This is a genomic window from Paenibacillus sp. GCM10027629 (assembly GCF_042676425.1).
GTDB lineage: Bacteria > Bacillota > Bacilli > Paenibacillales > Paenibacillaceae > Paenibacillus_K > Paenibacillus_K terrigena.
Window position 1 is genome coordinate 25176 of record NZ_JBHTGZ010000017.1, and the last position, 24971, is coordinate 50146.

Below are 24971 nucleotides of genomic sequence, written 5' to 3' on the forward strand. Positions count from 1 at the left end.
CAACATGTCACTATTGTTGCAAAAGGAAGTCACCATTCTAGTGGTGAGCAGGTCTATCGGAGGATTACAATGACGGAGTAAACGATTGAGATGAGCGAAAGGGTGAGGTCATGAAAGCTGCAGAGACGGCTCCGTTACTGAACAAGTCAGCACACCAAGCGGTGGCTAAGAAGCAAGGTCATTTCATCAGAAGCCTGAAAAAATACAAATGGCTGCTGCTAATGACGCTCCCAGGGGTTGTGTATTTATTCATCAATAACTATATTCCGATGTATGGCGTCATTCTCGCGTTCAAGAACTTGAACTATGCGAAGGGCATCTGGGGAAGCGATTGGGTGGGACTCGATAACTTCAAATTCCTATTCAACTCGGACACGGCCTATGTCATTACGAGGAATACATTCCTGTATAACTTTGCCTTTATCATCTTAAATCTAGTTCTTGCATTATTCGTGGCATTGACGATTAACGAGATTAAAGATAAAGTCATCTCTCGCTTCTATCAAAGTACATTTCTACTGCCGCATATTATCTCGATGGTTGTGGTTGCGTATTTGGTGTACAGCTTCTTAAACGCAGAGAGCGGCCTCGTGAACAGACTTCTGGTTAAATGGTTCCACGTCGATCCAATCTCTTGGTACAGCGAGGCAGGCTACTGGCCGTATATCCTCATTATCGTGAATGCGTGGAAAAATGTGGGCTACCTATCGATTATCTATTTCGCATCGATCATCGGGATCGACAAGGAATTCTACGAAGCGGCTACGATTGACGGGGCGAGCAAATGGAAGCAGATGACTCGCATTACGCTGCCGCTCATTGCGCCGATCATCACGACGATGACATTGCTCTCGGTCAGCGGCATTCTCCGCTCCGATTTCGGACTTTTCTATCAAGTGCCGATGAATACCGGTGCGCTCATTCCAACGACGAATACGATCGATACGTTCGTGTATCGGGCGATGATTGGCTCGGGCGATATCGGGATGTCAGCGGCGGCAGGATTCTATCAATCGGCAGCGTGCTTTGTCTTAATCTTAGTTGCGAATGCAGCCGTTCGACGTGTGAATAAACAGGATGCACTATTCTAGGAGAAGGGACGGATCTATCTTGCAGCAGAAAAATATATTTAGCACCTCGATGATTCATCTGTTCTTCTGGCTCTTTACGATCGTATCGTTGATTCCTTTTGCCTTGATCTTTATGGTCTCCATTACAGATGAAGATTCGATTGCCATGAATGGCTATTCCTTATTTCCGAGTAAAATCAGCTTTGCCGCCTATACGTTCTTATTCAACGATTTCTCTGAGATCGCGAAGGCGTATGGGGTCACGATGATCACGACGGTGATTGGAACGGCCGTAAGCTTGCTGATTACAGCGCTATTCGCTTACCCGCTGTCCAGAGCGGGCCTGCCCTTTAGACGAACATTGTCCTTTTACATTTTCTTCACGATGTTATTTAGCGGTGGTATGGTACCTTGGTACATGACTTACGTGAATATGTTCGATATGAAGAATACATTGCTCTCGATGATTATTCCGAACCTCTTGTTAAGCGCATTTAATGTGCTGCTCATGCGAAGCTTCTTCGCGAATTCGATCCCGGAATCGGTGGTAGAGTCGGCAACGATTGATGGGGCCAGTGAGATTATGATTTTCTTCAAAATTGTCGTACCGCTATCGCTCCCAATCATGGCGACGATTGGTCTATTCAATACACTGTCGTATTGGAATGATTGGTATAATTGCATGCTCTTCATCGATAAGCCGGAGCTCTACAACATCCAATATCTCATGACGAAGACACTCACCAATATTCAATATCTGATTATGAAATCAAGCAGTTCGGCACAGGCCGGAGATTTGCTCGCTAAGATGCCGCGAGAGACGGTTCGAATGGCACTTGCCATCGTTGGGATCGCGCCCTTACTATTTGCATACCCGTTCTTCCAGAAATATTACATCAGCGGCATTACGAGTGGTGCTGTCAAAGGGTAAGACAGTTCACAACGAGTGCGCTGAAAGGAGGGGATGGTGCGCAGCAAGATAGCGCGCTATGGACAATTTTGCAGCAATAGGAAATGCGAATCGATTTCGAGACTTGCTATAGAAATGATCAGATGAGAGGGGATTCATAAGCTATGAAGAAATCTTGTAAAATCGCGATGTTAACGATGTTAGTCAGTATGATTGCACTCGCAGGCTGCGGTGCGAAGGGGACGGATGAGCAAGCAGCAGCAGGGGGCAAGGCGGAAGACGGGAAGTTAAAACCATATAAAATTACGCTCGTCTACCCAGGCACAGCGCAGAAGGATCTAGCGGTTGTACAAGAAGAGATGAGCAAATATTTGACGGAGAAAATCAATGCAACGATTGAACTGAAGCCGATTGAGTGGGGTTCATGGGACGATAAGACGAATTTGATGAAAATCTCCAATGAACCGTTCGACCTGATGTTCACAGCGAGCTGGTACTACTATCCTCGGGATGCTGCGAAAGGTCAGTATCTTGAACTGGATGACCTGATGAATCAATACGGTAAAGATATTCCGGACGTGCTTGGCCCGGATTTCATCAAAGGCTCGCGCATCGGCGGTAAATTGTACGCATTGCCGACCAAGAAAGAATTCGGACAAGGCTTCGGACTCTTGCTCAGCAAGAAGCTGGTCGATAAATATAAATTCGATATTAACGGGGTTAAATCGATTGAAGATGTAGAGAAAATGCTCGGCACAATCAAAGCGAATGAGCCAGGCGTAACACCGATCATTAGCCGTAAATTCACGAATGTCTGGGAAGCGGCTAACTACGACAATATTATTGCGCACATCGCTGTGGCACGCGGCAGCAAAGAGATCAAAGCGATCGATAAGCTGGAAGATCCCAAATATATCGATTTCTACAAACGGATGAATGTCTGGTATAAGAATGGATGGTTCGACAAAGATATTCTGACATCCGACACGGATCAAGCGATGAATATGATTAAAGCTGGTAAAGGATTCGCCGTTGCATCATCCCTCAAGCCTGGCAAAGATAAAGAGATGAGCCTCACGTCGGGGACTGAAGTTGTCCAAATGGAGACAGCCGATCCGTTCACAACAACAGGGGATGCACAAGGCGCGATGCTCGGCATTTCCCGTACTTCAGAAGATCCAGCAAGAGCGATGATGTTCTTGAACTTGCTCTATACAGATAAGAAGCTCCTGAATATGCTCGATTGGGGCGTTGAAGGCAAGCACTACGTGAAGAAGTCGGAGAATATAATTGACTTTCCAGAGGGCGTTAATGCTGATACACAAGCTTACCCAAGCCCTGGCGGCTGGATGTTCGGGAACCAATTCAACTCGTACCTATGGGCAAATGAAGATCCGCAGAAATGGGAGCAATTCCAGAAGCTCAATGACAGCGCGGAGCGGTCCATTATTCTAGGCTTTGCGTTCAATCAAGAACCGGTTAAAGCTGAAATGGCTGCGATCGAGAACGTCAATAAAGAGTTCGAGGCATCGCTCGGAACAGGTGCGGTAGATGCCGAGAAGACGATTGCGAAATGGAAAGAGAAACGCGATGCGGCTGGATTCGCCAAAGTGAAGGCAGAGGTCGACAAGCAGCTGCAGGAGTGGGCTGCCGCGCAAAAATAGGCATGAATTAACAATACAACAGGGAATCCTTCACGGGGCGCTTGCAAAAGTGAACCGAGAGGGATTCCTTATGTGCTATCATCACATTAGTATCGATTGCGTGTCTAATGATGAAGATCCATGACCGAAGCGGGAGGAAATCTATGAGTATACGCCATTCTCTTCGATTTAAGCTAATTATCGGATTTATGACCCTCGCGATTCCGCTGATGGTGCTGCTGCTCTATAACAATTTCTATGCATCCAACACGGTGAGAGAGCAGGTCGCTGAATCGAATAAGAATATGATTATTCTCTATTCGAATCAGATTCAGACGCTACTTAACCGTGAGGTGAATTTGCTCTATAACCTTGCGATTGAAGATCCGAATATTATCGCGCTGCCTCGGTCGATTCATGACCCGGATGAATATTTCCTCAATAAAGGACGTGTTCTGAATATCTTGAACCGTGACCATCGGTTCAATAGTGGCGTTGATTTTGAATTTATCTATACGATTCAGAACAAAGATTTCTTCAACACGGCGATGAAGGCGACCAGCTATGAGGAAATGGAAGCGCTGCAATCGACGTTAGGCAGCCTGCTGCAGGATGCGAAGCCAGACAGTCCATATTTTCGTGAATGGAAAGTCATCCCGGTTCTTCACGAATATGCATTGGTCCGTATTGTGGATACGGGGTCGGGTGTCTATCTAGGAGCCTGTGTACGATTACGAAACCTGATGATTCCGCTAGACTTCATTGGCCTCGGACAAGAGGGGTTCTCGGCATTCCTGACAGAACAAGGCGACATTATGACGAACAAAGAGGGCACTCAACAAGCCAAGCTAGATGCCTCGCTCCTTGCTGGGATGAATGACACCTATCAACGGTTCCGACTGCAGCAAGAGGATTATATCGTCGTCAGCAATCCAATCAAGGATACGGATATGATGTTAAGCGCCTTTATTCCGGAAGAGAAACTATTGCAGAAATTAACGAAGTTCCGCAGCTTTATTTTTATTATCCCGATTCTGGCTGGCTTCTTATTGATTATTTATTTGATCTATCTCAATGACATTATGCTGAAACCGATGAACAACCTCATCCGCGGGATGCGTAAGATCAAGCAAGGCGAGTGGTCCTTCCGCCTGCACAATCCGAAGACGAGAGAGTTCACGATTATTAATGATGCTTATAACGATATGGCTTCTGAAATTCAGGCGTTGAAGATTAACGTCTACGAGGAGCAAATTAAGGCGCATAAGGCAGAATTGAAGCATCTACAGCTCCAGATCAATCCGCATTTTCTGCTAAACTCGATCAACATCATCTACAACTTGGTTGAGATTAAGAATTACAAGCTGATTCAGGTCATGTGCGTGAATCTGGTGAAATATTTCCGATTCGCGACAAAGACGAATCAAGTCGTTGTGACGATTGCGGAGGAAATGGAGCATATGGAGAGCTATATCCGGATTCAGCAGCTGCGTTTCCCTGAGCGGGTTACGTATTCGTACCATATTGCGGAAGGACTGGATAGAGCCTGTATTCCGCCTCTGCTAATCCAACCTTTCATTGAGAATTCGATCAAATATGGGTTTGATTTTATGGATCGTCCGTTTCACATGGAGATTCGTATAGCTCGCTTAGCAGAGCCAGATTTATATGAAATCGTCATTGTGGATAATGGAAGCGGGTTTCCTGAAGAGGCGCTTGAATCGCTGCAGAATGGAAGTTACTTCACGCAGCCGCAGGATGAGCATCTCGGCATCTGGAATGTGCATCATCGATTGAAACATATTTTCGGGCAAGCGGCAGTGCTTGAATTCGCGAATGAGCCGGGTGCCGGCGCGAAAGTGAGGCTTGTACTTCCTTATCGCACGCTTACGCAGTTCAGTTCTTATGATAGTGGACCTTGGGAGGGGTAACGATGTATAGAGCGCTGATCGTGGATGATGAGATTTATGCTGTGCTGGGGATTAAGAGCGGTGTGAATTGGGAGGAGCTGCAAGTATCGGAAGTCCATGAAGCCTATAACATGCGGGAAGCGATGAAGGTATTCGAACGTACACCGATCGATATTCTCATCTGTGATATCGAGATGCCGAAGGGGACGGGTATTGAGCTGCTTGAATGGGTGAATGCACACTCGCCTGCGACCGAGACGGTGTTCTTGACAGCACATGCCGATTTCAGCTTCGTGAAGCGAGCGGTCCAGCTCGATAGCTTCGATTATTTGCTCAAGCCTGTGGAATATGAAGTGCTGCAGTCGACCTTGGCCAAGATGCTGCAATCGATTGAGCAGGAGAAGGAATTGCTGCAGCTGCGCGAACAATACAAGCCCTATTATGATCTCTGGACGAAGAAGAAGCCGCTCATTGCCGATAAATTCTGGAATGACGTACTCTCGAATCGCATTACCTGTACACCGACCAATGTGCAGAGTTTGCTCGAGGAGCATGATCTGACGTTCAAGCCGGATATTAAGATTTTACCTCTTCTTATTAGTGTTGAAGCATGGCAACGGGAGTTCAGTACAAGAGATGAAGAAATGATGGAGTATGCCATTCGGAAGGGGGCGTCCGAGCTGCTGCTGCATGAGGCGAATGGGGTTGTCATTCAGACACGTCAGGGCGTGAATGTCGTGATTCGTTATTTGGACGAGGGGCATAGCGGAAGTGCAGGGCTGTCCGAGGCGTGCCAGGAGTATATTCAGTCTTGTCAGCAGTACTTCAATTGTCAGATCTCTTGCTATATTGGGGAAGTCACTTCGTTATTTAACGTGAGCGAGATGTATCATGAATTGCTCGAGCTGGAATACAACAACTTGCACAAATCCAATCAAGTGTACTTCTTGCGCAACCGGGAGAAGACCGGCATGATGAAGCTGCCGCTCTTCACTGCTTGGACGATTCTGATCGAGCAGGGGAAGCGGGAAGAGATCGAGAAGGAGCTGGCGCGGTGTATTGCAGCGTTCCGGTCGGACGCAAGACTATCTGCGAGCGCACTGCAGGCATTCAATCATGGATTTCTTCAGATGATTCATTACATCCTGCACAAGAATGGGGTGTCTGCGCATGAACTGCTGCATGAGGGGCAGGGGCAATTGAACGGGGCCGCACCTCGAACACTGGATCAGATGCATGCTTGGGCATTGAAGCTCATCGGGCTGGTGTCCCATTCCTTGCATCAGAACGATTCAGTGATTGAACAAGTTCAACGTTACATCGCCGATCATCTGAGCGAAGTGATTACAAGAGAACAGCTCGCGGAGTATGTGCATCTGAATCCTGCGTATTTGTCCAGGCTATTCAAGCGTGAAGTGGGCGAATCGATCACGGATTACATTTTGAATGAAAGGATGAAGGTAGCAAAGGAATTAATCGCTACATCGTCGATGCCGATTTCGGATATTGCCAAATCGCTGGGATACAGCAATTTCTCCTATTTTGCGAAAATGTTCAAGAAGGTCTACCATGCGACACCGCAGCATTTCCGGCGCCAATTAGGTTGAAATGTGACTTCTTGAAATATACGATAATTTAATATTTGACTGTCTAAGATAAATTGTTGTAAAATGGAAATACGCTTAATTTCCGGATATGAGATCGGAAAGCGGGGGAACCAATTTTTAGGGGCGAATCAAGGATGTATTGTAGGGAACCATCTTTCCCGAGCCCGACAGCTAACCTCGTCAGCAGTGGATGGGTCAATCATAGACACTTTTTCCGCACCCCTGACCCGTTGAACCGGGTCTTTTTGCGTCTAATCGAGAGTGACCCGGTTGCCTGCAAGGACGAAGCACATGCTTACGCTTGCGGACTGCGGGTCATTTTTTATGTTGAAGAACGAGAGGAGGGACACAGCGTTACCATAAATCTGACTTTCAAGGAGGAACAACAATATGGCACAGCCGAAATATATCACGAATATCGATAAAATTGTGGAGATCCCGGAGCAAGAACGGGCGAAGTTGAAGCAAATAACGGAGAAGTTCGTATTTCGCGTGAATGATTATTACTTGAAGCTGATTGACTGGAACGACCCGAATGACCCGATTAAGAAATTGGTAATCCCGAATGAGGGAGAATTATCCGAATACGGTAGATGGGATGCGTCCGATGAGGACACGAATTACGTGGTTCCGGGTTGTCAGCATAAGTATAAGACGACGGCTCTGCTCATCGTATCCGAGGTATGTGGTGCGTACTGCAGGTACTGCTTCCGTAAACGTCTGTTCCGTAATGATGTAAAAGAAGCGATGTCGGATGTGAGTCCGGGCATCGAATATATTCGGCAGCATCCGGAGATTAACAATGTGCTCCTGACAGGCGGAGATAGCTTGATTCTGGCAACACCCAAATTGAAAATGATTATTGAGCAATTGCGAGACATTGAACATGTGAAGATTATTCGGCTCGGCTCCAAAATTCCCGTGTTCAACCCGATGCGCATCTATGAGGATGAGGAGCTGCTCGATACCATTCGGACATTCTCGAATAGTGATCGCCGGATCTATGTGATGGCCCATATCAATCATCCGCGTGAAATAACGCCTGAAGCAAGACGAGGGTTTGAGGCGTTACATCAAGCTGGAGCGATCGTCGTGAATCAGACCCCGATCCTTCGGGGCATTAATGATAACGCTGATGTCTTAGCGGAATTGCTCGATAAGTTGTCTTGGGCGGGGGTCACGCCATATTACTTCTTCGTTAACCGCCCTGTTGCGGGAAATCGGGATTTTGTCCTGCCGCTCGAACAGGTGTATCGCCTCGTTGAAGAAGCCAAAGCGAAGACATCCGGCCTCGGCAAAAGAATCCGACTATCGATGAGTCATACATCCGGTAAAATCGAAATTCTCGCGATTGAGAAAGGAAAAGCTTACTTGAAGTATCATCAATCGAGAGATGACCATTACGGTAAATTTATGATGCTGCCTTGTCCGAAGGATGCGTCATGGTTCGATGATCTGCCGGGGAATGAAGCATATTGGAAGAAGCCGAAGAAGAAGACAGATGCGATTGTCTCGGTGAATGAGCTGCCGCAATTCCCGCAGAAGGCAAGCCGTTCGGCGGCGTCGCAGCCAGCGATGAAGGCTGTGAATCAATAACATCATAACGGTAAAATAAAAGACGGGTGGCTTCTCAGAGTGATGCTGGGAAGCAGCCCGTCTTTTGTTAAGGTGCCAACCCTTTCATAATAAATTGGATCGTGGCTTCACGTTCCAGTGCGTCATCCCAATCTGATCCTTCTTGGGGCTCCAAGATGGAACGGAACAGTACATAGCCCAAGATAGAGAAGGCGCTAAGCCGCATAATGGTGAGGGAGGGGAGATCAATCAGCTTTCCTTCGCCTTGCAGCTTATGAATAATTCTCTCGAATCGTCCCTTCATCTCGTTGAAGACGAGCTGCTGCAGCTGCTTCTGGAGATCGGGGTGGAAGGGCAATTCCTGCACCACAATTTTGAACAAGCTGCGATTCTGCTGCAGGAAAGTAATGCGATTGTCGATCAGTGCCCGAAGGAGCTGATCGAAGCTATCGTAATCTCTGGAGAGGACATCTTTGAACTCTCTCAGAAGAAAGGGGGCAAGCAGCTTCACCATGGCCGGTGTGACGATCGAGAGCAGCAGGTCCTTCTTGGTCTTAAAGTGGCGGAATATCGTTCCCTCCGCGACGCCAGCCCGCTGGGCGATCTCGCTCGTTGAAGATGCCGCATAGCCTTTCTCCGCGAATATTTCAATCGCTGCTTCGAAGATTCGCACTTGCTTGGCGGTTCGTGGAGCGGTAGGATCGCCTTGCAAGAGCTCCTCCATCCATGGCTCCAGCGATTTGGTCATATAGGTCAACTCCTTGCTAGATTAGATCGCGCGCTGCTTCTTCAGCGCTGCGATATTGAGTAGTGCGAAGACGATCGAGAATCCAAGCAGGATATAGATATCGAGCTGAATGTCGCCAATACTTTCCCCGCGAATCATAATCCCTCGCATGGCATCAGCCCCGTAATAGAGCGGCATGATGTAACTCAGCTTCTGCAGCCAAGGCGCCATTGCATCCAGATTGAAGAGTCCGGAGAAGAACACTTGCGGGACGATGACGAGCGGAATGAACTGAATGATCTGGAACTCGCTGCTGGCAAAAGAGGAGAGCAGCGTGCCGAGTGTCAGTGCCGTCAAGGTGAGCAGCAGGTTGATTAGGAGCACGAGCCCAAAATTGCCGACCATATACATGCCGAGCACTTCAATGGCGAACCACGTGATAAGCGTGGCTTGCAGCAAGGTGAAGATGCCGAACCCTAATAGATATCCGCCGACGACTTCGGAGCGCCGGATCGGTGTAGCAAGCAGCCGTTCAAGCGTTCCTGTCGTGCGTTCGCGCAGGAAGGAGACGCCGGCGATCATGAATACGAAGAAGAAGGAGAAGAATCCGATCAGAACAGGTCCGAAGTAGTCGAAGGAGGACATGCCTTCTTTTCCATGCAAATAGGTAATGTTCGGTTGAATCGTCGGCGTATTCGCTTGCATCACCTTCTGAAGCCGAAGGAGAATCGCTTGATTCATCGAGGGGTCGCTGCCTTCGAGTATCAAGTCAGGCTTGCCGTCTGTAAGCGATAGGATCGCATCGAGATCTCTAGCTTCTAGGGCTTGCTTCGCTTCCGCTTGATTGGTATAGGTTGTAACATTCGCATCTGTGCTATTTAACCGCTCGATGACCGGGGCGGGAAGCTGGACAGTACCGATATTCGGTGTAATCGGTTGACCGTTGAAGATGAAGTTCAGCAGCGTTAAGATAAGCAGCGGTGCTAGGAAAATAAGCGCGAGTGTCCGCTTGTCGCGAAGGAACTGGCGAATGATTCGTAAGGCTAATGCACGTGTTCTCATGCGAGGACACCTCCCCCAAGGACAATGAACGCATCTTCGAGCGTCGTTGTACCGCTTCGTTCTTTGAGTGCTGCAGGGGAATCGACAGCGGTTAAGTGACCATCACGAATGAGGCCAATGCGATCGCATTTGTCTGCCTCATCCATGACATGTGTGGTGAGGATAATCGTCGTTCCCTGATCGCGCAAGGCGAGCAGCTCTTGCCAAATCGATTGCCGAAGCACGGGGTCAATACCGACTGTCGGTTCGTCCAGAATAAGCAATTCTGGTTCATGCAGGAGAGAGATCGCGAGTGATAGCCGTCGCTTCATGCCGCCGGAGTACGCTGCAACGGTCTTATCTTTATGATCGAGCAAATCGACGACACGCAGTACCGCATCGATCCGTTCGTTCCGTCTAGCCCCACTCAGTCCATAGAGGGATGCGAAAAATTGCAGATTCTGACGAGCAGTTAGCTCATTATACAGTGCATCCGATTGCGCCATGTAACCGATACGCTTCAAGAGGGAGAGCTTTGGGACTTTCTCGCCAAGGATATGAATTTCCCCGCTGTCGGAACGGTCCATGCCGGTCATTAACTTGATTAAGGTTGTCTTCCCGGAGCCGGATGGCCCGAGTAAGCCGAAAAGCTCGCCGCGCTCGACCTGAAGATGGATCGATTGCAGGACGGTTCGCCCGTGAAAAGAACGGGATATATCGCGAATTTCTAAGATGTTGGACAAGGAATTCACGCTCCTCATAAAAGTGAGTGATCACTCATTTTCAATACACCCCTATTATATGTTACTTCCTTCATCTTGAGAAGTGAGTAATCACTCATTTTAATTGTTCTATCGGATTACCTATTCGCATGACATCGCTAACGAATCGTACGGTTCTTATTCCTCGAGAAATGAGGCCTTATCTCATCTAACGAACTCCAGCATCGTTATTTCTAGAAAAAGCACCTCAAACTACCCAATTTAGGCCCAATAACGCTGCTGTGATTCGTTAGTTCGAAAAACAGCTCACTTTTTTGTAAATAAGCACACTACGATTCGTTAGCTATTGATTCTGTTCGTACCATTCTTGCAGCTTGAAGCGCTCGATTTGATCCCATAGCTGCTCCTGCTTCAGGATCTCGTATTGCCGTGGTCCAATTAGATCGAAATGCGGGAAGGCATCCCGTTGATGAATTCGCTCTGGTGGTAGTTTGTGCGTTATACACCATGCCCGCAATCGATCCATATCCGCACAGCCGACCTTCGTGATCGTCGTGATTCCAGGGAAGCGCGGCTCCACCCAATAATGGGTGATATACGCTATCTCACCACGCGAGACAGCATCTTTCCATTGCTCCAATTCTTTTCTTTTTATGCCAAATGCCATTGTTATCGCTTCTTTCCATTAGGCTCTATCTTCCACCATGTTACTTGAAGGCAGCAAAAATATCTCTGGATTTTTCGAAAAGCACTTGAACCCCTATCCCAATTCTGATAAATTATGATAACAATTTGTGGAAATAATAGATTACCACAGTTTAATAGAATCTTATCGTTACAAGGAGGGATCATGTGAAACGATTCATTCAATTATTGACCAACAGTTATAACACGCTTCGTTCGCAGCATCCCATCGTCAATTCATTGCTTGTCGGAACGGTCTTAGCGAGAGCAGCTTCATCCATGAGTATGCCGTTCCTGGCGATTTATTTATCGAAAACAACGTCCATGAGTGCTGTCATGATCGGACTCGTCATCGGCGCGGGGTCCTTAGCCGGCATGTTCGGCGGTTTTATTGGCGGCGCATTATCCGATCGATTCGGAAGACGGGTTATTATGATGGCCGCATTGTTTGGCTGGGTCTTCGCGTTCGTCGGTTTCTCCATCTTCAAGGCACCGGTTATTATTATGTTGTTAAATATGGTGAACGGATTATGCCGATCGTTCTATGAACCGGTCTCTCAGGCGTTGATGGCCGATTTGACACCGAAGGAACGACGGTTCCAGATGTTCTCGCTTCGCTATTTAGCTATTAATATTGGTGTTGCGGTGGGGCCTCTGCTGGGAGCCTATTTCGGTATGCGCAGCGGAACAACACCTTTTCTGATTACAGGATTTATTTATTTCATCTATGCGGTTGTATTATACGGGTTACTTATGGCTTTTGGTATTAAGCAGATTGAAGGAGACAAGAAACCGAAGGTCACGATTGCGGCAACATGGCATGTTATTAGGAAAGACGTTACGCTGAGATACTACTTGATCGGCGGAATTATTGGCGCAATTGGGTATTCCCAGATGACCGTTACGTTATCACAGTACGTGAATAATAGTGTTGCGAATGGGGTGACGCTGTTCGCGCTGCTCATGAGCGTGAATGCGATTGTTGTTGTCGCCTTCCAGCTTCCGCTGGCGAAGTGGGCGGAGAAACGCTCTCCTCTTGTTGCTATCACGGCGGGCAATATTCTCTTCGCGCTCGGCGATATCGGGTTCGCTTTCTCATGGAATGCCGTAACGTTCTTGCTGTCCATGGCCGTATTTACGCTAGGCGAAGTATTGAATTTCCCGTCTTCGAACCTACTCGTGGACGAATTGGCACCGGATGAGATGCGAGGGGCTTATTATGGGGCACAATCGTTTAATAGTCTTGGATTTTTCCTTGGACCATGGGTGGGCGGGATGCTGCTCATGTATTTCGGCGGTGCAACCTTGTTTACGGTCATGGCGGTGATTACGGTCATGAGCACATCCTTCTATCGCTTCGGAATGCGAAAGTTTGAGAGAAGCTGAAACATCGTAAAGGGCTGCCGCAAGCCATTCTAGAAAATGACTTGCGGCAGCCCTTGTTGTGTCTTAATACGAATTTACTAGTCTCCAGATAGCCCTCCTATAATTACTAGGAATATAAAGTTCTGCTACGCTGCTATCGAAAGGCTTACGGGACAAGGGCTTCAGAATTTATTTGTGTCTGTCAGAGGTGTATGCTACAATCGAAATTAACGAATAATGAACGGAGGGTTTCCTGTGAACAATATTTACGCAGTCAGATTACGTTTCAATGCTTTGTGCCGCTAACTGAATAGTGCTCAAAGACTCTGCGTGTGTGCAGAGCGAACGGGATTGGTCTGCCTTGTAACAGGGAATCAATTGTAACAACAATGGACAAATCAATAATCCTTACCCGAGGAGCAAATGTGCTGGTCGTGAACCAGGGATGTGCTTTTTTTTGTGCATATCCCGGGATTCTGCCCGGTTTCTTTGCTGAACTCCACCCGTTAGCGATGAACACAGGCGATGAGTCTGTGTTTTTTATTTTGTGTGAATAATGGAGGAATAAATATATGGAACAACTCATTCAAAGAGCAATTTTGGTCGGAGTCAATTTGAATCAACAAACAGATTTTGAATATTCCATGGAAGAGCTCGGGAACCTGGCCGAGGCTTGTGATGTCGAGGTTGTAGGCTTAGTCACTCAGAATTTGCAGAGGGTTACGTCTTCCCATTACATTGGTACAGGTAAAATCCAAGAAGTTATCGCGCACATGGAAGCGCATGAGGCCAATATGGTGATTTTCAATGATGAACTATCGCCATCGCAAATTCGGAATCTGGAAGCGGACCTGCAGTGCAAGGTCATTGACCGTACGATTCTCATTCTGGATATTTTCGCCCAGCGGGCCAAAACGAAGGAAGCGCAACTTCAGGTTGAAGTTGCACAATTGCAATATATGCTGCCGCGATTAGTTGGTCTGCGTGAATCACTTGGTCGGCAGGGCGGCGGCGGTGTCGGTACGAAGAATAAAGGTGCCGGGGAAACTAAGCTCGAGCTGGATCGCCGTCGGATCGAAGAGAAGATTAATGTACTTAATAAAGAATTGGAGGCACTCGTCGCACATCGCCAGACGCAGCGCAAGCAGCGGAAGAAGAACGATGTGCCGGTCGTCTCACTCGTAGGGTATACGAATGCAGGGAAATCGACGATTATGAATGCGCTCGTGGAGAGGTTTAATCCAACCGCCGCGAAACAGGTCTTTGAGAAGGATATGCTGTTCGCAACGTTGGAGACGTCGATTCGGAACATTCCGCTGCCGGATAATAAGTCGTTCCTGCTTACGGATACTGTCGGGTTCGTCAGCAAGCTACCGCATCATCTCGTCAAGGCGTTCCGATCGACCTTGGAGGAAGTGGCCGAGGCAGATCTGCTCATTCATGTCGTGGATAATTCGAACCCGAATCATGAGCAGCATATCGAGATCACGAACAATACGCTCAAGGACATCGGCGTGCAAGACATTACAACCATTTATGCGTATAACAAATCCGATCTGATTGACTTCCCGATTCCAAGCGTTCAAGAAGATCGTATATACCTTGCTGCCAAGCCGCGGATCGGGATTGATGAGCTGGTACAGGTGATTCGTCAGCATATTTTCAAAGACTACATCAAGTGCGAAATGATGATTCCTTATGATAAAGGAAATCTGGTGTCCTACTTCAATGAGCATGCGAATATTCAGGAGACCAGCTATGAGAACGAGGGGACGAAGTTAGTCCTAGAATGTCGTTCGGTGGATTACGAGCGTTACCAAGACTTCATTATTCGATAACGACGGGAGGAAAGCCAGAATGAGAGCATTGGTATTTGAGCAATTTGGCGGACCGGAGGTCCTTCACGATATGGAGATTCCAGATCCTGCTCTGGATCCAGGTACGATTGTCGTGCGGATGCGAGCTGTCGGTCTGAATTTCGCAGACGTCTATCGTAGACGCGGCAATTACCATTTGGCGGGGCAGCCGCCTTATATTCTCGGCTATGAGGGGGCAGGGATCGTGGAACGCGTCGCTGACGATGTTCACGGGATTCAGCCCGGTGACCGTATCGCGTTCGCTGATGTGCCTTATGCCAATGCGGAGCTGGTTCAAGTTCCTGTCGACAAAGTCATTCCGCTGCCTTCGGACATTTCCTTCGAGCAAGCGGCATCGGTACTGTTGCAAGGGATGACAGCACATTACCTCGTGAACGACAGCTATGCGGTACAACCTGGTGATGACATGCTCGTCCATGCCGCAGCAGGCGGTGTGGGGCAGCTCCTCATCCAACTGGGCGTTAGCAAAGGGGCACGCATACTGGGGCTCACCTCCTCGGCTGCCAAACGAGAGGTCGCGCTTCGAGCAGGGGCAGATGAGGTGCTCCTGTATGACATTGATTGGGTGAATGGTGCTATCCGTTGGTCGCAAGGGGAGAAGGGCGTTCGCGTAGCTTACGACTCCGTCGGTTCCACTTTAATGGATAGCTTCGCAGCAGTACAGATAAAAGGGAATATCGTCTTCTATGGGATGGCTGGAGGAGATCCGGCACCCGTTGATCCTCGGATGCTGATGGATACTTCGAAGACCTTAACAGGCGGAGACTTATGGAATCATGTGACGTCGCGCGCAGATCGTATTAGGCGTGCGAACGCACTATTCGAAGAAATTCGTAGCGGTCGACTGCATCTTGAAGCGCCGAAGCGATTTGCATTATCCGAAGGCGCGGAAGCGCATCGATTATTAGAGAGTCGCATGAGTACGGGGAAAATATTATTGATACCGTAGACGTGTTGAACGTGCAGCGGGCACGGGCTGGGAGTGGGTAACTCTCTTGGCCCGTGCTTTTTTTTCGGCTATACGAGGAAGCTGCAGCCGCAAGAGGCACGTACGATCAACACGCATGTGGTACGTTATCCTTCGGACCATGCGGCGATGATGGTGGAATTTGAGATTCAGTAGCGGGTTCGATGTGCTCGAGGAGGTACTAACCTGTGATTAGCGACTCTAGTTTAGATTGGGGCACAGTTCGTGGCTCGGCTATGTTGGATTTCATCCACTGTAGCAGCTGAGTTTCCGCCTTTTGGCGAGCTATAGTGGAATCCTGCAGGATAGAGGGCTAGAATCGTCACTTATAGTCGGAATCAATGCGAAGTTGCTGCAAATATCCACGATAGCTTACTAACTATGGTATTTAGTGTACAAGTTACTGCGAGAATCCATGATAGCTGTTGGATGAGTGAGCGACAGGCAGAATACCATGTTTTGGTTCCCATCTTTTTGCAATCTTTATAAAAATGACAAACAATTTTCATATAATTCTTGGAACTTTTGCAGGGTGTACTGCGTCAAACTTCTTAGACCATGTTTCGACATGTCGTTTTGAAATGTGATTGGGAGGATGAAAATGTGAGAAAGTTATTGTCTGCAATACTAGCTGGTGCGCTAGTTGTTACGTTCACGCCACAGGCAAACGTCAAAGCGGCACCTACGAATTCAATTAGCATTTATATCGATGGGAATCAGTTGTATACAGATCAGCCGCCAGTCTCGATCGGGGGAAGAACGCTGCTGCCGCTACGGGCGATCTTTGAAGGTTTGAATGCAAGTGTCGATTGGAATGAGCGGACCAAAGTGGTTACGGCAAAACGGGATGACACAACAGTCGTTCTGAAGTTAGGATCCAAAACGGCGACGGTCAATGGGGAGTCGGTAGCGCTGGATGTTCCCGCACAGAGCATCAAGAACCGTACAATGATCCCTGTTCGGTTCGTCAGTGAAGCGATGGGGGAAGAAGTGGATTGGAACCCTTCGTCCAAAGCAGTATACATCAAGACATCTTCAGGCGGCGTAACGTCTGTACCGAATGTCAATGCACGTATTACCGGGCAGAACGGTGACGGACGCGATATCGAGGTGATCTTCTCCAAGGCACCAAAAGAATCGAACGTCGATCATTATCGCGTAATGCTCGTGAAGGCTGAAAAATCAGGATATTTCACGACATCGACAGCACAGTCCGTATCTTCGAGAAACTATACGACGGTACTCGGTATTGGCGGGGATCAATATATCTCGCTAACATCGCAAACAAGGGATGTGGACGGCGATTTGATTCGTGCGAACCAATCGTACGTTGCTTATGTTCTAACAGCTAGCAAGAGCAATCAATTCGCGCTCTCCAGCGGCTCTCAGAAGATTACGGTAACGGCAAGCACGCCGGTATCGGCCGTGACGAACGTGAAAGCAAGCGACGTGAGCGACTATGGTGATGGACGCGATCTATACGTTAGCTTCACGAAGCCTGACAACGAGACGAACATTGCGAACTATCGCATCCTTGTTGTGAAGACGAAAGACGCGTACAAATTCGACCTTACGGCAGCGAATGCTATGTCCTCGCAGAACTCGACCCTTGTCAACAAATCAGGGAAGAATGTAACGACGACACTGAGTTCCTCAGCGCGTGATACGTCTGGCGAATATATTAAAGACGGTGTGGCTTATACCGTGTTCGTGCTTGCGGAGGGCAACAATTCGAAGAATACGAACCGATTGTCTGCCGCATCAACTTCGATCACGTTAGGCAGTACTGTTGGTGCACCTGTCATTACTAGCGTTGCAGATGTGAACAACTATAATGACGGACGCGACTTGCAAGTGAGCTTCAACAAATCATCGAATGAATCGAAAATCAGCCATTATCGCATTTTTGTAGTGCGTGTAAGAGATGGATTGAACTTCTCGCAATCCGATGCCAATGCCGTCGCTTCCGGTAGATACTATGACGTTGCGAAGACGGGCTACAATATCGTAACGACACTGCCATCGAATGCAAGAGAGGTTAATGGCTCCTCTATTGGAAATGGTGAAGACTATCGCGTCTACGTGATGGCGATTGCAAGCGATAAGAACGCCTATAACAATGCGCTATCTTCCTCGTCATCGACGATTCGATTATCGAATAACGTGGGCGCAGGCGCGACGAATGTTAGTGTGAGCGATGTCAGCGACAATAATGACGGTCGCGACATGCTCGTATCATTCACGCGTGCTGCGGATGAATCGTATATCAACCACTACCGGATCATGGTCGTCAAATCTTCGGATGCGAGCCGATTCAGCGTATCCGACGCGAACCGAGTTTCTAGCTCCAATTACACATATGTCAGTAAGACGGGCCGCAACATCAGCATGAACTTGGCCGCCAATGCGCGCGACGTGGATGGCGCGGCGATCCGCAACGGCGTGAATTATCAAGTCTTCGTCTTGTCGGTAAGCAACAGCAACAATAGCGGGGACAATGTATTATCCAATGCATCTTCGACGATTCGATTAGCAGATAATTACAACATTAGCGCACCGACGTATGTCGTAGGTACGGATGTGGCGGATTACAATGATGGCCGCGACTTACAAGTTGCGTTCAATCGTTCGAACGATGAATCCAATATCGACCATTACCGTGTCATGGTCGTGAAGTCCGGCAATGCGTCGAACTTTACGTTGTCTCGTGCAAGCTCCATTTCGAGTTCGAACTACAAGTACGTAAGCAAAACGGGCAGCAATCTTAGCTTGACACTTGATAGTAATTCAAGAGATGTGGATGGTGCAGCCATCCGTAATGGCGTTAGCTACCAGATCTTTGTTCTAGCTGTGGGCCGAGGCAACTACACTGGCAGCTACGCGTTGTCTTCACTTTCAAATACAACGGGCATTACGCTTGCAACGAACGTAACGATTGACGGCGCATCGAAAGTGACAGGCAATGTCGTGAACAATCAAAGCGGCGGCAGCGATATTGAGGTTACGTTCACGAAATCGTCTAATGAGACAAACGTGGCGGAGTATCGCATTATGTTCGTTCCGAAAGATCAGGTGAACAGCTTCAATCTATCGGTAGCCAATGGTGTGAACGCAACGAATTATACAGGAGTTGCGAAACAGAACTCAACCATCATTAAACAATCGATTTCCGATCAAGTCCGAGATGTATATGGCAAGCAGTTGATCAAAGGGGCTACTTACCGCGTATATGTTCTTACGGTAGCGGATAGCAGATCTGGCGCGAGTAATGTACTCTCCATGCCTTCCAGCGAGTTCACGCTGATCGATCAATCGGTTCCGGCTGCAGGTAATGTAAAGAGTAACGTAGAAGCGGACGGTCAGACGGTTAAAGTCACTTTTGATCGTGCAGCAAATGAAAGTAATATTTCGTCTTACGCAGTGATGTTAGTTCCTAGATCGAAAATCAGCAATTGGAACTTAGCGGAAGCCATCGGGGTCGTTTCTAGCAATTATAAAAAAGTGGAGACAGGCGGGAATATGGCAATTTTCACGATGGCGGATACCGATGCCTACGGCAAAAAACTTGATTATAACGTCGAGTACCAAGCTTATGTGTTGTCTGTAGCGAATGGAAGTGGTGCATCGCTCAACAGCCTATCCACTTCATCGAACGGGTTCACATTTAATAATTTATTCAATAATCCTGTAACACCACCAATAACGCAACCAGTAGAACCTCCTGCAGCTGCTACGAAATAAGTCTTATCTATAGCGAAAAGAGCCGAATCATCGGCTCTTTTTGTGTTTGTTATGATTTTCTACGAATCTCACAATTTATTCCTATTAAAGGGATTGGAATATAAGAAAATTCACGTTATAATCTTGATTGTAATGGAAGTGGTACGTTATACTTTGAACATAATAAAATTCGATCAATAAGGAGTACGATGATGGAAAAAGTATTGATTTTCGGACACAAAAACCCTGATACAGATACGATTTGCTCTGCAATTGCTTATGCAGACTTGAAGACGAAGCTTGGCGCGAACGTTGAGGCTATTCGTCTAGGTGAAGTGAACGGCGAGACAGCGTACGCGCTCCAGCATTTTCAGGTGGAAGCGCCGCGTCTTGTAGAGAATGTTGCGGATGAAGCGAAGGAAGTTATCCTCGTCGACCATAATGAGCGTCAACAAAGTGCGAACGACATTGAGAAGGTGCGTGTTATCGAAGTTATCGACCACCACCGTATCGCGAACTTCGAGACAAGCGGTCCGATTTACTACCGTGCTGAGCCGGTAGGATGCACAGCGACGATCTTGAACAAAATGTACAAAGAGAACGGTATTGTCATCGACAAGCAAATCGCAGGGTTGATGTTGTCTGCGATTATCTCGGACTCCTTGCTGTTCAAATCCCCGACTTGCACAGCGCAAGACGTAGCTGCAGCGCGTGAGCTTGCTGAAATCGCAGGTGTGGATGCAGACGCATATGGTCTTGAAATGTTGAAAGCTGGTGCAGACCTAAGCGACAAGACGATTGCGCAACTGATCTCTCTGGATGCGAAAGAATTCCAAATGGGTAATGCAAAAGTCGAAATCGCGCAAGTGAATGCGGTTGATGTGAACGATGTTCTTAGTCGTCAAGTCGAGCTGGAAGCGGCGCTGAACACAATCATCGAGGACAAAGGATTGGACTTGTTCCTGCTTGTGGTAACAGACATCTTGAACAATGATTCCGTTGGTCTAGCCCTAGGCGCATCGGCACACATCGTGGAGAAAGCTTACAACGTAACGTTGTCGGACAACAAAGCAGTTCTAAAAGGTGTTGTATCTCGTAAGTCGCAGATCGTACCTGTATTGACAGATACATTCAATGCGCAATAATTAATTGTTTAATATTTGCAAAAATAAGCGGCCATTCCGGAGATAACTTCGAAAATGGGTCGCTTTTTTTGATGTGTCAGAGCATGTGCGATATATCGAGTTGGAAGGGGCTGCGAATGTTCGTCTTGGCGAATACAAGACGCAGAATGGGCAAGAGACGACATGGCATCGTGTGCTGCGGGTGGATAGCTTGCATAAGCTAACACCTGCGGACAAGAAGGTGCTATTAGATCTAACAAAGTAATATAAAAAAACAAGCCAGAGCGCATGTTGGGAGCGCTCTGGCTTGTTTTTATTTGTGGAGTTCCATTCTTCTCATGAGTAGGATGAATTCACGCTTGCAATAATTCGTAATTAAAGATATATTATTAATTAAATGATTGATTATTTAATTAACTAATTACAAATAAATCTATAGAGAGTGGGAATGAATTTGGCAAGACCAATCAATGAAGAAAAAAGACAGGAGCGGCGTAGTTGTATACTAAAAGAAGCCGTTGTCCTGTTTGCAGAAAATGGATATTCTAATACCACAACGGCTCTCATTGCGCAGCGTGTGGGAGTGACTGCTGGAACCATCTTTCAATATTTCCCAAGCAAAGAAGCCTTATTCTACGCCGCTGTCATTGAGCCGCTTGCTGATATTCAGGAGAAGTCGCTTGCTTGTCTAAAACAAGAGGGGACGCCGGGCGTATTGATTAAGAACATGGTAGAAGAACAATTCAATCATATCTATTGCTATACAAATGAATTGCGGCTTATTCAATATGTCTTAGGACAACGGATAAGATTTCCTGAACTTACACAGAAGGTCCTTGAAAGTACAAAAGTAATGACAGATACTATCGAATGCGTCTATGCCAAGGGACAGTTAATGGGAGAATTCAACAAAAATTTTTCACCAGCTATGATCTCTCGTGCCTATATCTCTTTCTTAAATGGGATAGGCTTAACTCTTGGAGAAAGTATTATTCATCACCCCGAGTGGGGAAATTTGAAGGAGCACGCCTTATATTTGTTCGCACCTACACAACATAAAAAAATGCGAGGTAATCTGAATGAGTGAAACATCATTACAACCAAATTTGACATTAAACGTTCGTTCGAAAAAACGGAGGAAAATTATATTGATCCTAGGGATCGTGCTATTGCTTGTGGTGGGTTTAGTATTTTTTATATCCTATAAAGTAATGGATACCTTGATGCACCATCCTAGAGACACGAATGTCAGCTACGACTTGAATATCGATAAAACTCCCTACGAAGAGGTTGAGTTCAAGAGCTTGAAAAATGATAATACGATTAGAGGTTCCTTCTTTCATGCAACTGGTCTTTCCAATAAGGCAAGTGATAAGACGATTATTGTCGTCCATGGATATACAAGCAATCGTTTAGTCAAAGGGCGGACCAAAAAGTTAGTAGAGCATTTCGTTCCGAAAGGCTATAATGTATTGGCATTTGACCTCAGTTCGCAAGGTAAATCCGATGGTAATATGATTACACTTGGCCTCAATGAAAAATATGATTTGCTTGGAGCTGTAAGCTATTTAAAATCCAGAGACCATGCTGGTGATAACATTGGAGTTATTGGCTTTTCAATGGGTGCTGCTACTACTTTGCTAGCCGCAAGTGAAAGTGAAGACATCAAAGCTGTAGTTGCAGATAGTCCTTTTCGTAATGCAGGTCTATTTCTGAGAGAGGGTTTGCCCTTCTTCTCAGGTTTACCTTCTTTTCCATTTAGTTATACATCGACATGGGTGGGTAAATGGGTCTTAAAGGTTGATCTTGATTCCGTATCTCCTATGGATGCAGTAAAGAAGATGAAAGACAAGCCAGTTATGCTGATTCATGGAACTGGAGATCAGCAAATTAGTTATAAAAATACAGAAGCAATTTGGGAGTCATTAAAAGACGACCCGTATGCAGAAGTATGGTACCCGCATAATACGGAGCATATCGATGCCATCAATCATTACCCCACTGAATATTTCCAAAAAGTAGATCGCTTTATGGATAAGTATATAGGAAAAGAGTAGAAACGACATGAAAGCCGGTGTTCCTTATAGTAGGGGGAAACTGGCTTTTCTGCTGTCACTTGATAAAATGATAGCGTCGAATGACGGCTTCATGACCGGAACACGAATCAAGGGGAACATCACGGATCAAGTCCGTTGATGTTCCCCTTGCTGTTATTGGTCCTCAATGCGCAGCGTGAAGAGGATCGCCGCTTCCAGTCTGCTTAGGGATTCAGTCGACAAGTCAGCCGTCCGAATGGTATTCGTGCTCGTTGCTTGCATGCCCCATACAGGCACCGCGTCATCTTTGTGGAAGGTACGTGGTTCAAACTCGCTGAGCAGTCCCAGCGCAGTGTATTTTTTATCCCATGGGATGGTAAAGGTCATTAGGCTGGATCCAGTCGCATGGGTGATTCCGACTTTCACCTTGATCATCTTTTCTTGTCCTTCGGATGCGTAGTAATCCGTATCCATTGATATCATGACTTCCATTTCGTTATCTTCTTCGTTCGGGCTAAAGAACAAATCCCCAATAGATCCGGAGGAGGCTGTTTTTTTTCCGTTTTTCCATAGATCGATATCTAGACTAGCATTAGGCCTTTTCCCCTCATAACGCAGTTTGAATGCGCCGGACATGGTGCCAAGAAATGGTTTCAATTTCGCAGCGTTACCGCTGAACATGTCGACAGGCGTTAATGTGATGGTGGTAGGCCCGTTTTTGCCAGAGTCTGATGCACAGCCTGTTAATATAAATATAATGATTAGAACACATGATATGTACCGCATATCCTCACCTCTATCCGTCATATTTTACCATTTCTAATCTATGTTTTCTATTTATTGTTTGACTTTGATCGCGCTTACCAATCTTCTCTCGCCATGCGATCGTATGTTTGCTATAATGAAGTACTCCGTTAGGAGAATACAATACACCATAGTAGAAACGCGGAGGATGGAATTATGCTTCAGAAAACACACAGCCTAGCCGGCGTGCTTGCCGCCGAAGGTGTTATGATTTATTTTCAGCAGCCTCTCATCTCTTGGGAATCTGGTGCAGCGCTGCTGATCGGATGTCTCGCCGGGCCGCTAGCGGATATCGATAAGAAAGGGTCGACAATGGCCAAGGTTTTCTTGCCTTTATCTTATTTGCTGCAATTCCTCGGCGTGAAGCATCGAACCTTAACGCACTCGATTGTTGCACTCATTGCACTCGCTTTTCTCTTATCGCCCTTATCGAACTTTTTCTATTGGACCTGTCTCTTAGCGTATGCATCCCATCCCCTCATTGACTTGTTGAATGAACAGGGTGTAGCATTATTCTGGCCATGGAAGAGGAAATTCCGTATTCTGCCGAAGTTTATGGCGATCGATACGGGGTCTTTTGGCGAAAGTGTATTCTGTATGATCTTACTGGTTGCGGTCATTGTCATCCCGTTCGTATATTTGTTACCTAAGGGTATGCTATAACTGAATGAGGAGTCAGGAGGTTTAGGAGGTTGAAAAATGATTACAAATGAACAAATCAAAGCGTCGGAAGTGAAGTTGACCGGTGTGAATGGCGAGGATCTTGGAGTGGTGGCGACGGCCGAAGCGCTTCGGATGGCGAGAGAGCTGAAGGTCGATCTCGTCTGTCTCTCGTTAATGTCGAGCCCGCCGCCGTGTAAGCTCGTAGCGAAGAACGTACATAAGCAAGAGAAGAATCAGCAGAAGCAGCAAGAGCGCAAGGCGTCAGCCCCTGCCAAAGTCAAAGAAATTCGCGTGACGTCGGCGATCGAGGAGCATGACTACGACACGAAGAAGCGACAGGCGGAGCGCATTCTCAGCACCGGGAACAGTGTGCAGCTGACGGTACTCGTTGATCGCAAGCAGACGGACCCTGCGAAGCGGGTTGCAGAAGAGATGGTCCGCGACTTGTCTGAATCCGGCCAGTTAGAGCGGGGGATTCAAGTCAGCGGCAAGCAAGTGATTGCGATCATCAAGCCAAGAGCCTAAG

Annotated in this window: 22 protein-coding genes and 1 riboswitch; of the genes, 17 read left to right on the forward strand and 5 right to left on the reverse strand. The window is 47.1% G+C overall.

From position 1 onward, the window contains the following. The first annotated feature begins 110 nt into the window (after positions 1 to 110). The 6 genes from ACFQZR_RS25800 (at position 111) to ACFQZR_RS25825 (ending at position 8736) form a co-directional block, all read left to right on the forward strand. A complete protein-coding gene (locus ACFQZR_RS25800) occupies positions 111 to 1091 on the forward strand; it encodes an ABC transporter permease (protein WP_379351225.1) in 981 nt (326 codons plus the stop codon). Positions 1092 to 1110: 19 nt separating this feature from the next. Beyond that, positions 1111 to 2001, forward strand: a complete 891-nt coding sequence (locus ACFQZR_RS25805; protein ID WP_379351226.1) for a carbohydrate ABC transporter permease — start codon at positions 1111 to 1113, stop codon at positions 1999 to 2001. A gap of 143 nt (positions 2002 to 2144) precedes the next feature. After that, positions 2145 to 3644 (forward strand): ABC transporter substrate-binding protein, encoded by a 1500-nt coding sequence (locus tag ACFQZR_RS25810; RefSeq protein WP_379351227.1) that lies wholly within the window; start codon positions 2145 to 2147, stop codon positions 3642 to 3644. A gap of 143 nt (positions 3645 to 3787) precedes the next feature. Beyond that, on the forward strand, positions 3788 to 5554 hold the full coding sequence (locus ACFQZR_RS25815) for a sensor histidine kinase (RefSeq protein WP_379351228.1): 1767 nt from the start codon (positions 3788 to 3790) through the stop codon (positions 5552 to 5554). Between the two features lie 2 nt (positions 5555 to 5556). Next, positions 5557 to 7140, forward strand: a complete 1584-nt coding sequence (locus ACFQZR_RS25820; protein WP_379351229.1) for a response regulator transcription factor — start codon at positions 5557 to 5559, stop codon at positions 7138 to 7140. Between the two features lie 62 nt (positions 7141 to 7202). Beyond that, positions 7203 to 7341, forward strand: a riboswitch (cyclic di-AMP (ydaO/yuaA leader). Positions 7342 to 7530: 189 nt separating this feature from the next. Further along, positions 7531 to 8736, forward strand: a complete 1206-nt coding sequence (locus ACFQZR_RS25825) for a KamA family radical SAM protein (RefSeq protein WP_379351230.1) — start codon at positions 7531 to 7533, stop codon at positions 8734 to 8736. A gap of 67 nt (positions 8737 to 8803) precedes the next feature. Here ACFQZR_RS25825 and ACFQZR_RS25830 read toward each other — a convergent pair whose 3' ends face one another. The 4 genes from ACFQZR_RS25830 to ACFQZR_RS25845 all read right to left on the reverse strand — a co-directional run bounded on the left by ACFQZR_RS25830 (position 8804) and on the right by ACFQZR_RS25845 (position 11872). After that, on the reverse strand, positions 8804 to 9463 hold the full coding sequence (locus ACFQZR_RS25830; protein ID WP_379351231.1) for a TetR/AcrR family transcriptional regulator: 660 nt from the start codon (positions 9461 to 9463) through the stop codon (positions 8804 to 8806). Positions 9464 to 9484: 21 nt separating this feature from the next. Next, positions 9485 to 10504 (reverse strand): ABC transporter permease, encoded by a 1020-nt coding sequence (locus tag ACFQZR_RS25835; protein ID WP_379351232.1) that lies wholly within the window; start codon positions 10502 to 10504, stop codon positions 9485 to 9487. After that, on the reverse strand, positions 10501 to 11244 hold the full coding sequence (locus ACFQZR_RS25840; protein ID WP_379351233.1) for an ABC transporter ATP-binding protein: 744 nt from the start codon (positions 11242 to 11244) through the stop codon (positions 10501 to 10503). Before ACFQZR_RS25840 ends, ACFQZR_RS25835 begins: the two co-directional genes overlap by 4 nt. Before the next feature lie 304 nt (positions 11245 to 11548). After that, on the reverse strand, positions 11549 to 11872 hold the full coding sequence (locus tag ACFQZR_RS25845) for a hypothetical protein (protein WP_379351234.1): 324 nt from the start codon (positions 11870 to 11872) through the stop codon (positions 11549 to 11551). Positions 11873 to 12057: 185 nt separating this feature from the next. On the opposite strand from ACFQZR_RS25845, the gene ACFQZR_RS25850 reads away from it, so the two are divergent. From ACFQZR_RS25850 to ACFQZR_RS25890, 9 genes are all read left to right on the forward strand, one after another. Continuing rightward, positions 12058 to 13275, forward strand: a complete 1218-nt coding sequence (locus tag ACFQZR_RS25850) for an MDR family MFS transporter (protein ID WP_379351235.1) — start codon at positions 12058 to 12060, stop codon at positions 13273 to 13275. Between the two features lie 551 nt (positions 13276 to 13826). Then, a complete protein-coding gene (gene hflX, locus ACFQZR_RS25855) occupies positions 13827 to 15092 on the forward strand; it encodes a GTPase HflX (protein WP_379351236.1) in 1266 nt (421 codons plus the stop codon). 19 nt (positions 15093 to 15111) lie between these two features. Next, complete coding sequence (locus tag ACFQZR_RS25860) at positions 15112 to 16080, forward strand: quinone oxidoreductase family protein (protein WP_379351237.1); 969 nt, start codon at positions 15112 to 15114, stop codon at positions 16078 to 16080. Positions 16081 to 16113: 33 nt separating this feature from the next. Further along, entirely contained in the window at positions 16114 to 16254 is a 141-nt protein-coding gene (locus ACFQZR_RS25865) for a hypothetical protein (protein WP_379351238.1), read from the forward strand. A gap of 447 nt (positions 16255 to 16701) precedes the next feature. Then, entirely contained in the window at positions 16702 to 19839 is a 3138-nt protein-coding gene (locus tag ACFQZR_RS25870) for a copper amine oxidase N-terminal domain-containing protein (RefSeq protein ID WP_379351239.1), read from the forward strand. A gap of 191 nt (positions 19840 to 20030) precedes the next feature. Further along, a complete protein-coding gene (locus tag ACFQZR_RS25875; RefSeq protein WP_379351459.1) occupies positions 20031 to 20963 on the forward strand; it encodes a manganese-dependent inorganic pyrophosphatase in 933 nt (310 codons plus the stop codon). A 73-nt stretch (positions 20964 to 21036) separates the two neighbouring features. Then, positions 21037 to 21207: a tyrosine-protein phosphatase gene (locus ACFQZR_RS25880; protein WP_379351240.1), complete on the forward strand. Its 171-nt coding sequence runs from the start codon at positions 21037 to 21039 to the stop codon at positions 21205 to 21207. 183 nt (positions 21208 to 21390) lie between these two features. After that, positions 21391 to 22029, forward strand: a complete 639-nt coding sequence (locus ACFQZR_RS25885) for a TetR/AcrR family transcriptional regulator (RefSeq protein WP_379351241.1) — start codon at positions 21391 to 21393, stop codon at positions 22027 to 22029. Further along, a complete protein-coding gene (locus ACFQZR_RS25890) occupies positions 22022 to 22999 on the forward strand; it encodes an alpha/beta hydrolase (RefSeq protein WP_379351242.1) in 978 nt (325 codons plus the stop codon). Before ACFQZR_RS25885 ends, ACFQZR_RS25890 begins: the two co-directional genes overlap by 8 nt. Positions 23000 to 23152: 153 nt before the next feature. Here the strand turns inward: ACFQZR_RS25890 and ACFQZR_RS25895 are convergent, their stop codons facing one another. Further along, on the reverse strand, positions 23153 to 23764 hold the full coding sequence (locus ACFQZR_RS25895; RefSeq protein ID WP_379351243.1) for a hypothetical protein: 612 nt from the start codon (positions 23762 to 23764) through the stop codon (positions 23153 to 23155). 174 nt (positions 23765 to 23938) lie between these two features. Here ACFQZR_RS25895 and ACFQZR_RS25900 point away from each other — a divergent pair, with 174 nt between their 5' ends. Beyond that, positions 23939 to 24445 (forward strand): metal-dependent hydrolase, encoded by a 507-nt coding sequence (locus ACFQZR_RS25900; RefSeq protein WP_379351244.1) that lies wholly within the window; start codon positions 23939 to 23941, stop codon positions 24443 to 24445. Positions 24446 to 24481: 36 nt separating this feature from the next. Further along, positions 24482 to 24970 (forward strand): translation initiation factor IF-3, encoded by a 489-nt coding sequence (infC, locus tag ACFQZR_RS25905; RefSeq protein ID WP_379351245.1) that lies wholly within the window; start codon positions 24482 to 24484, stop codon positions 24968 to 24970. Position 24971 lies beyond the last annotated feature (1 nt).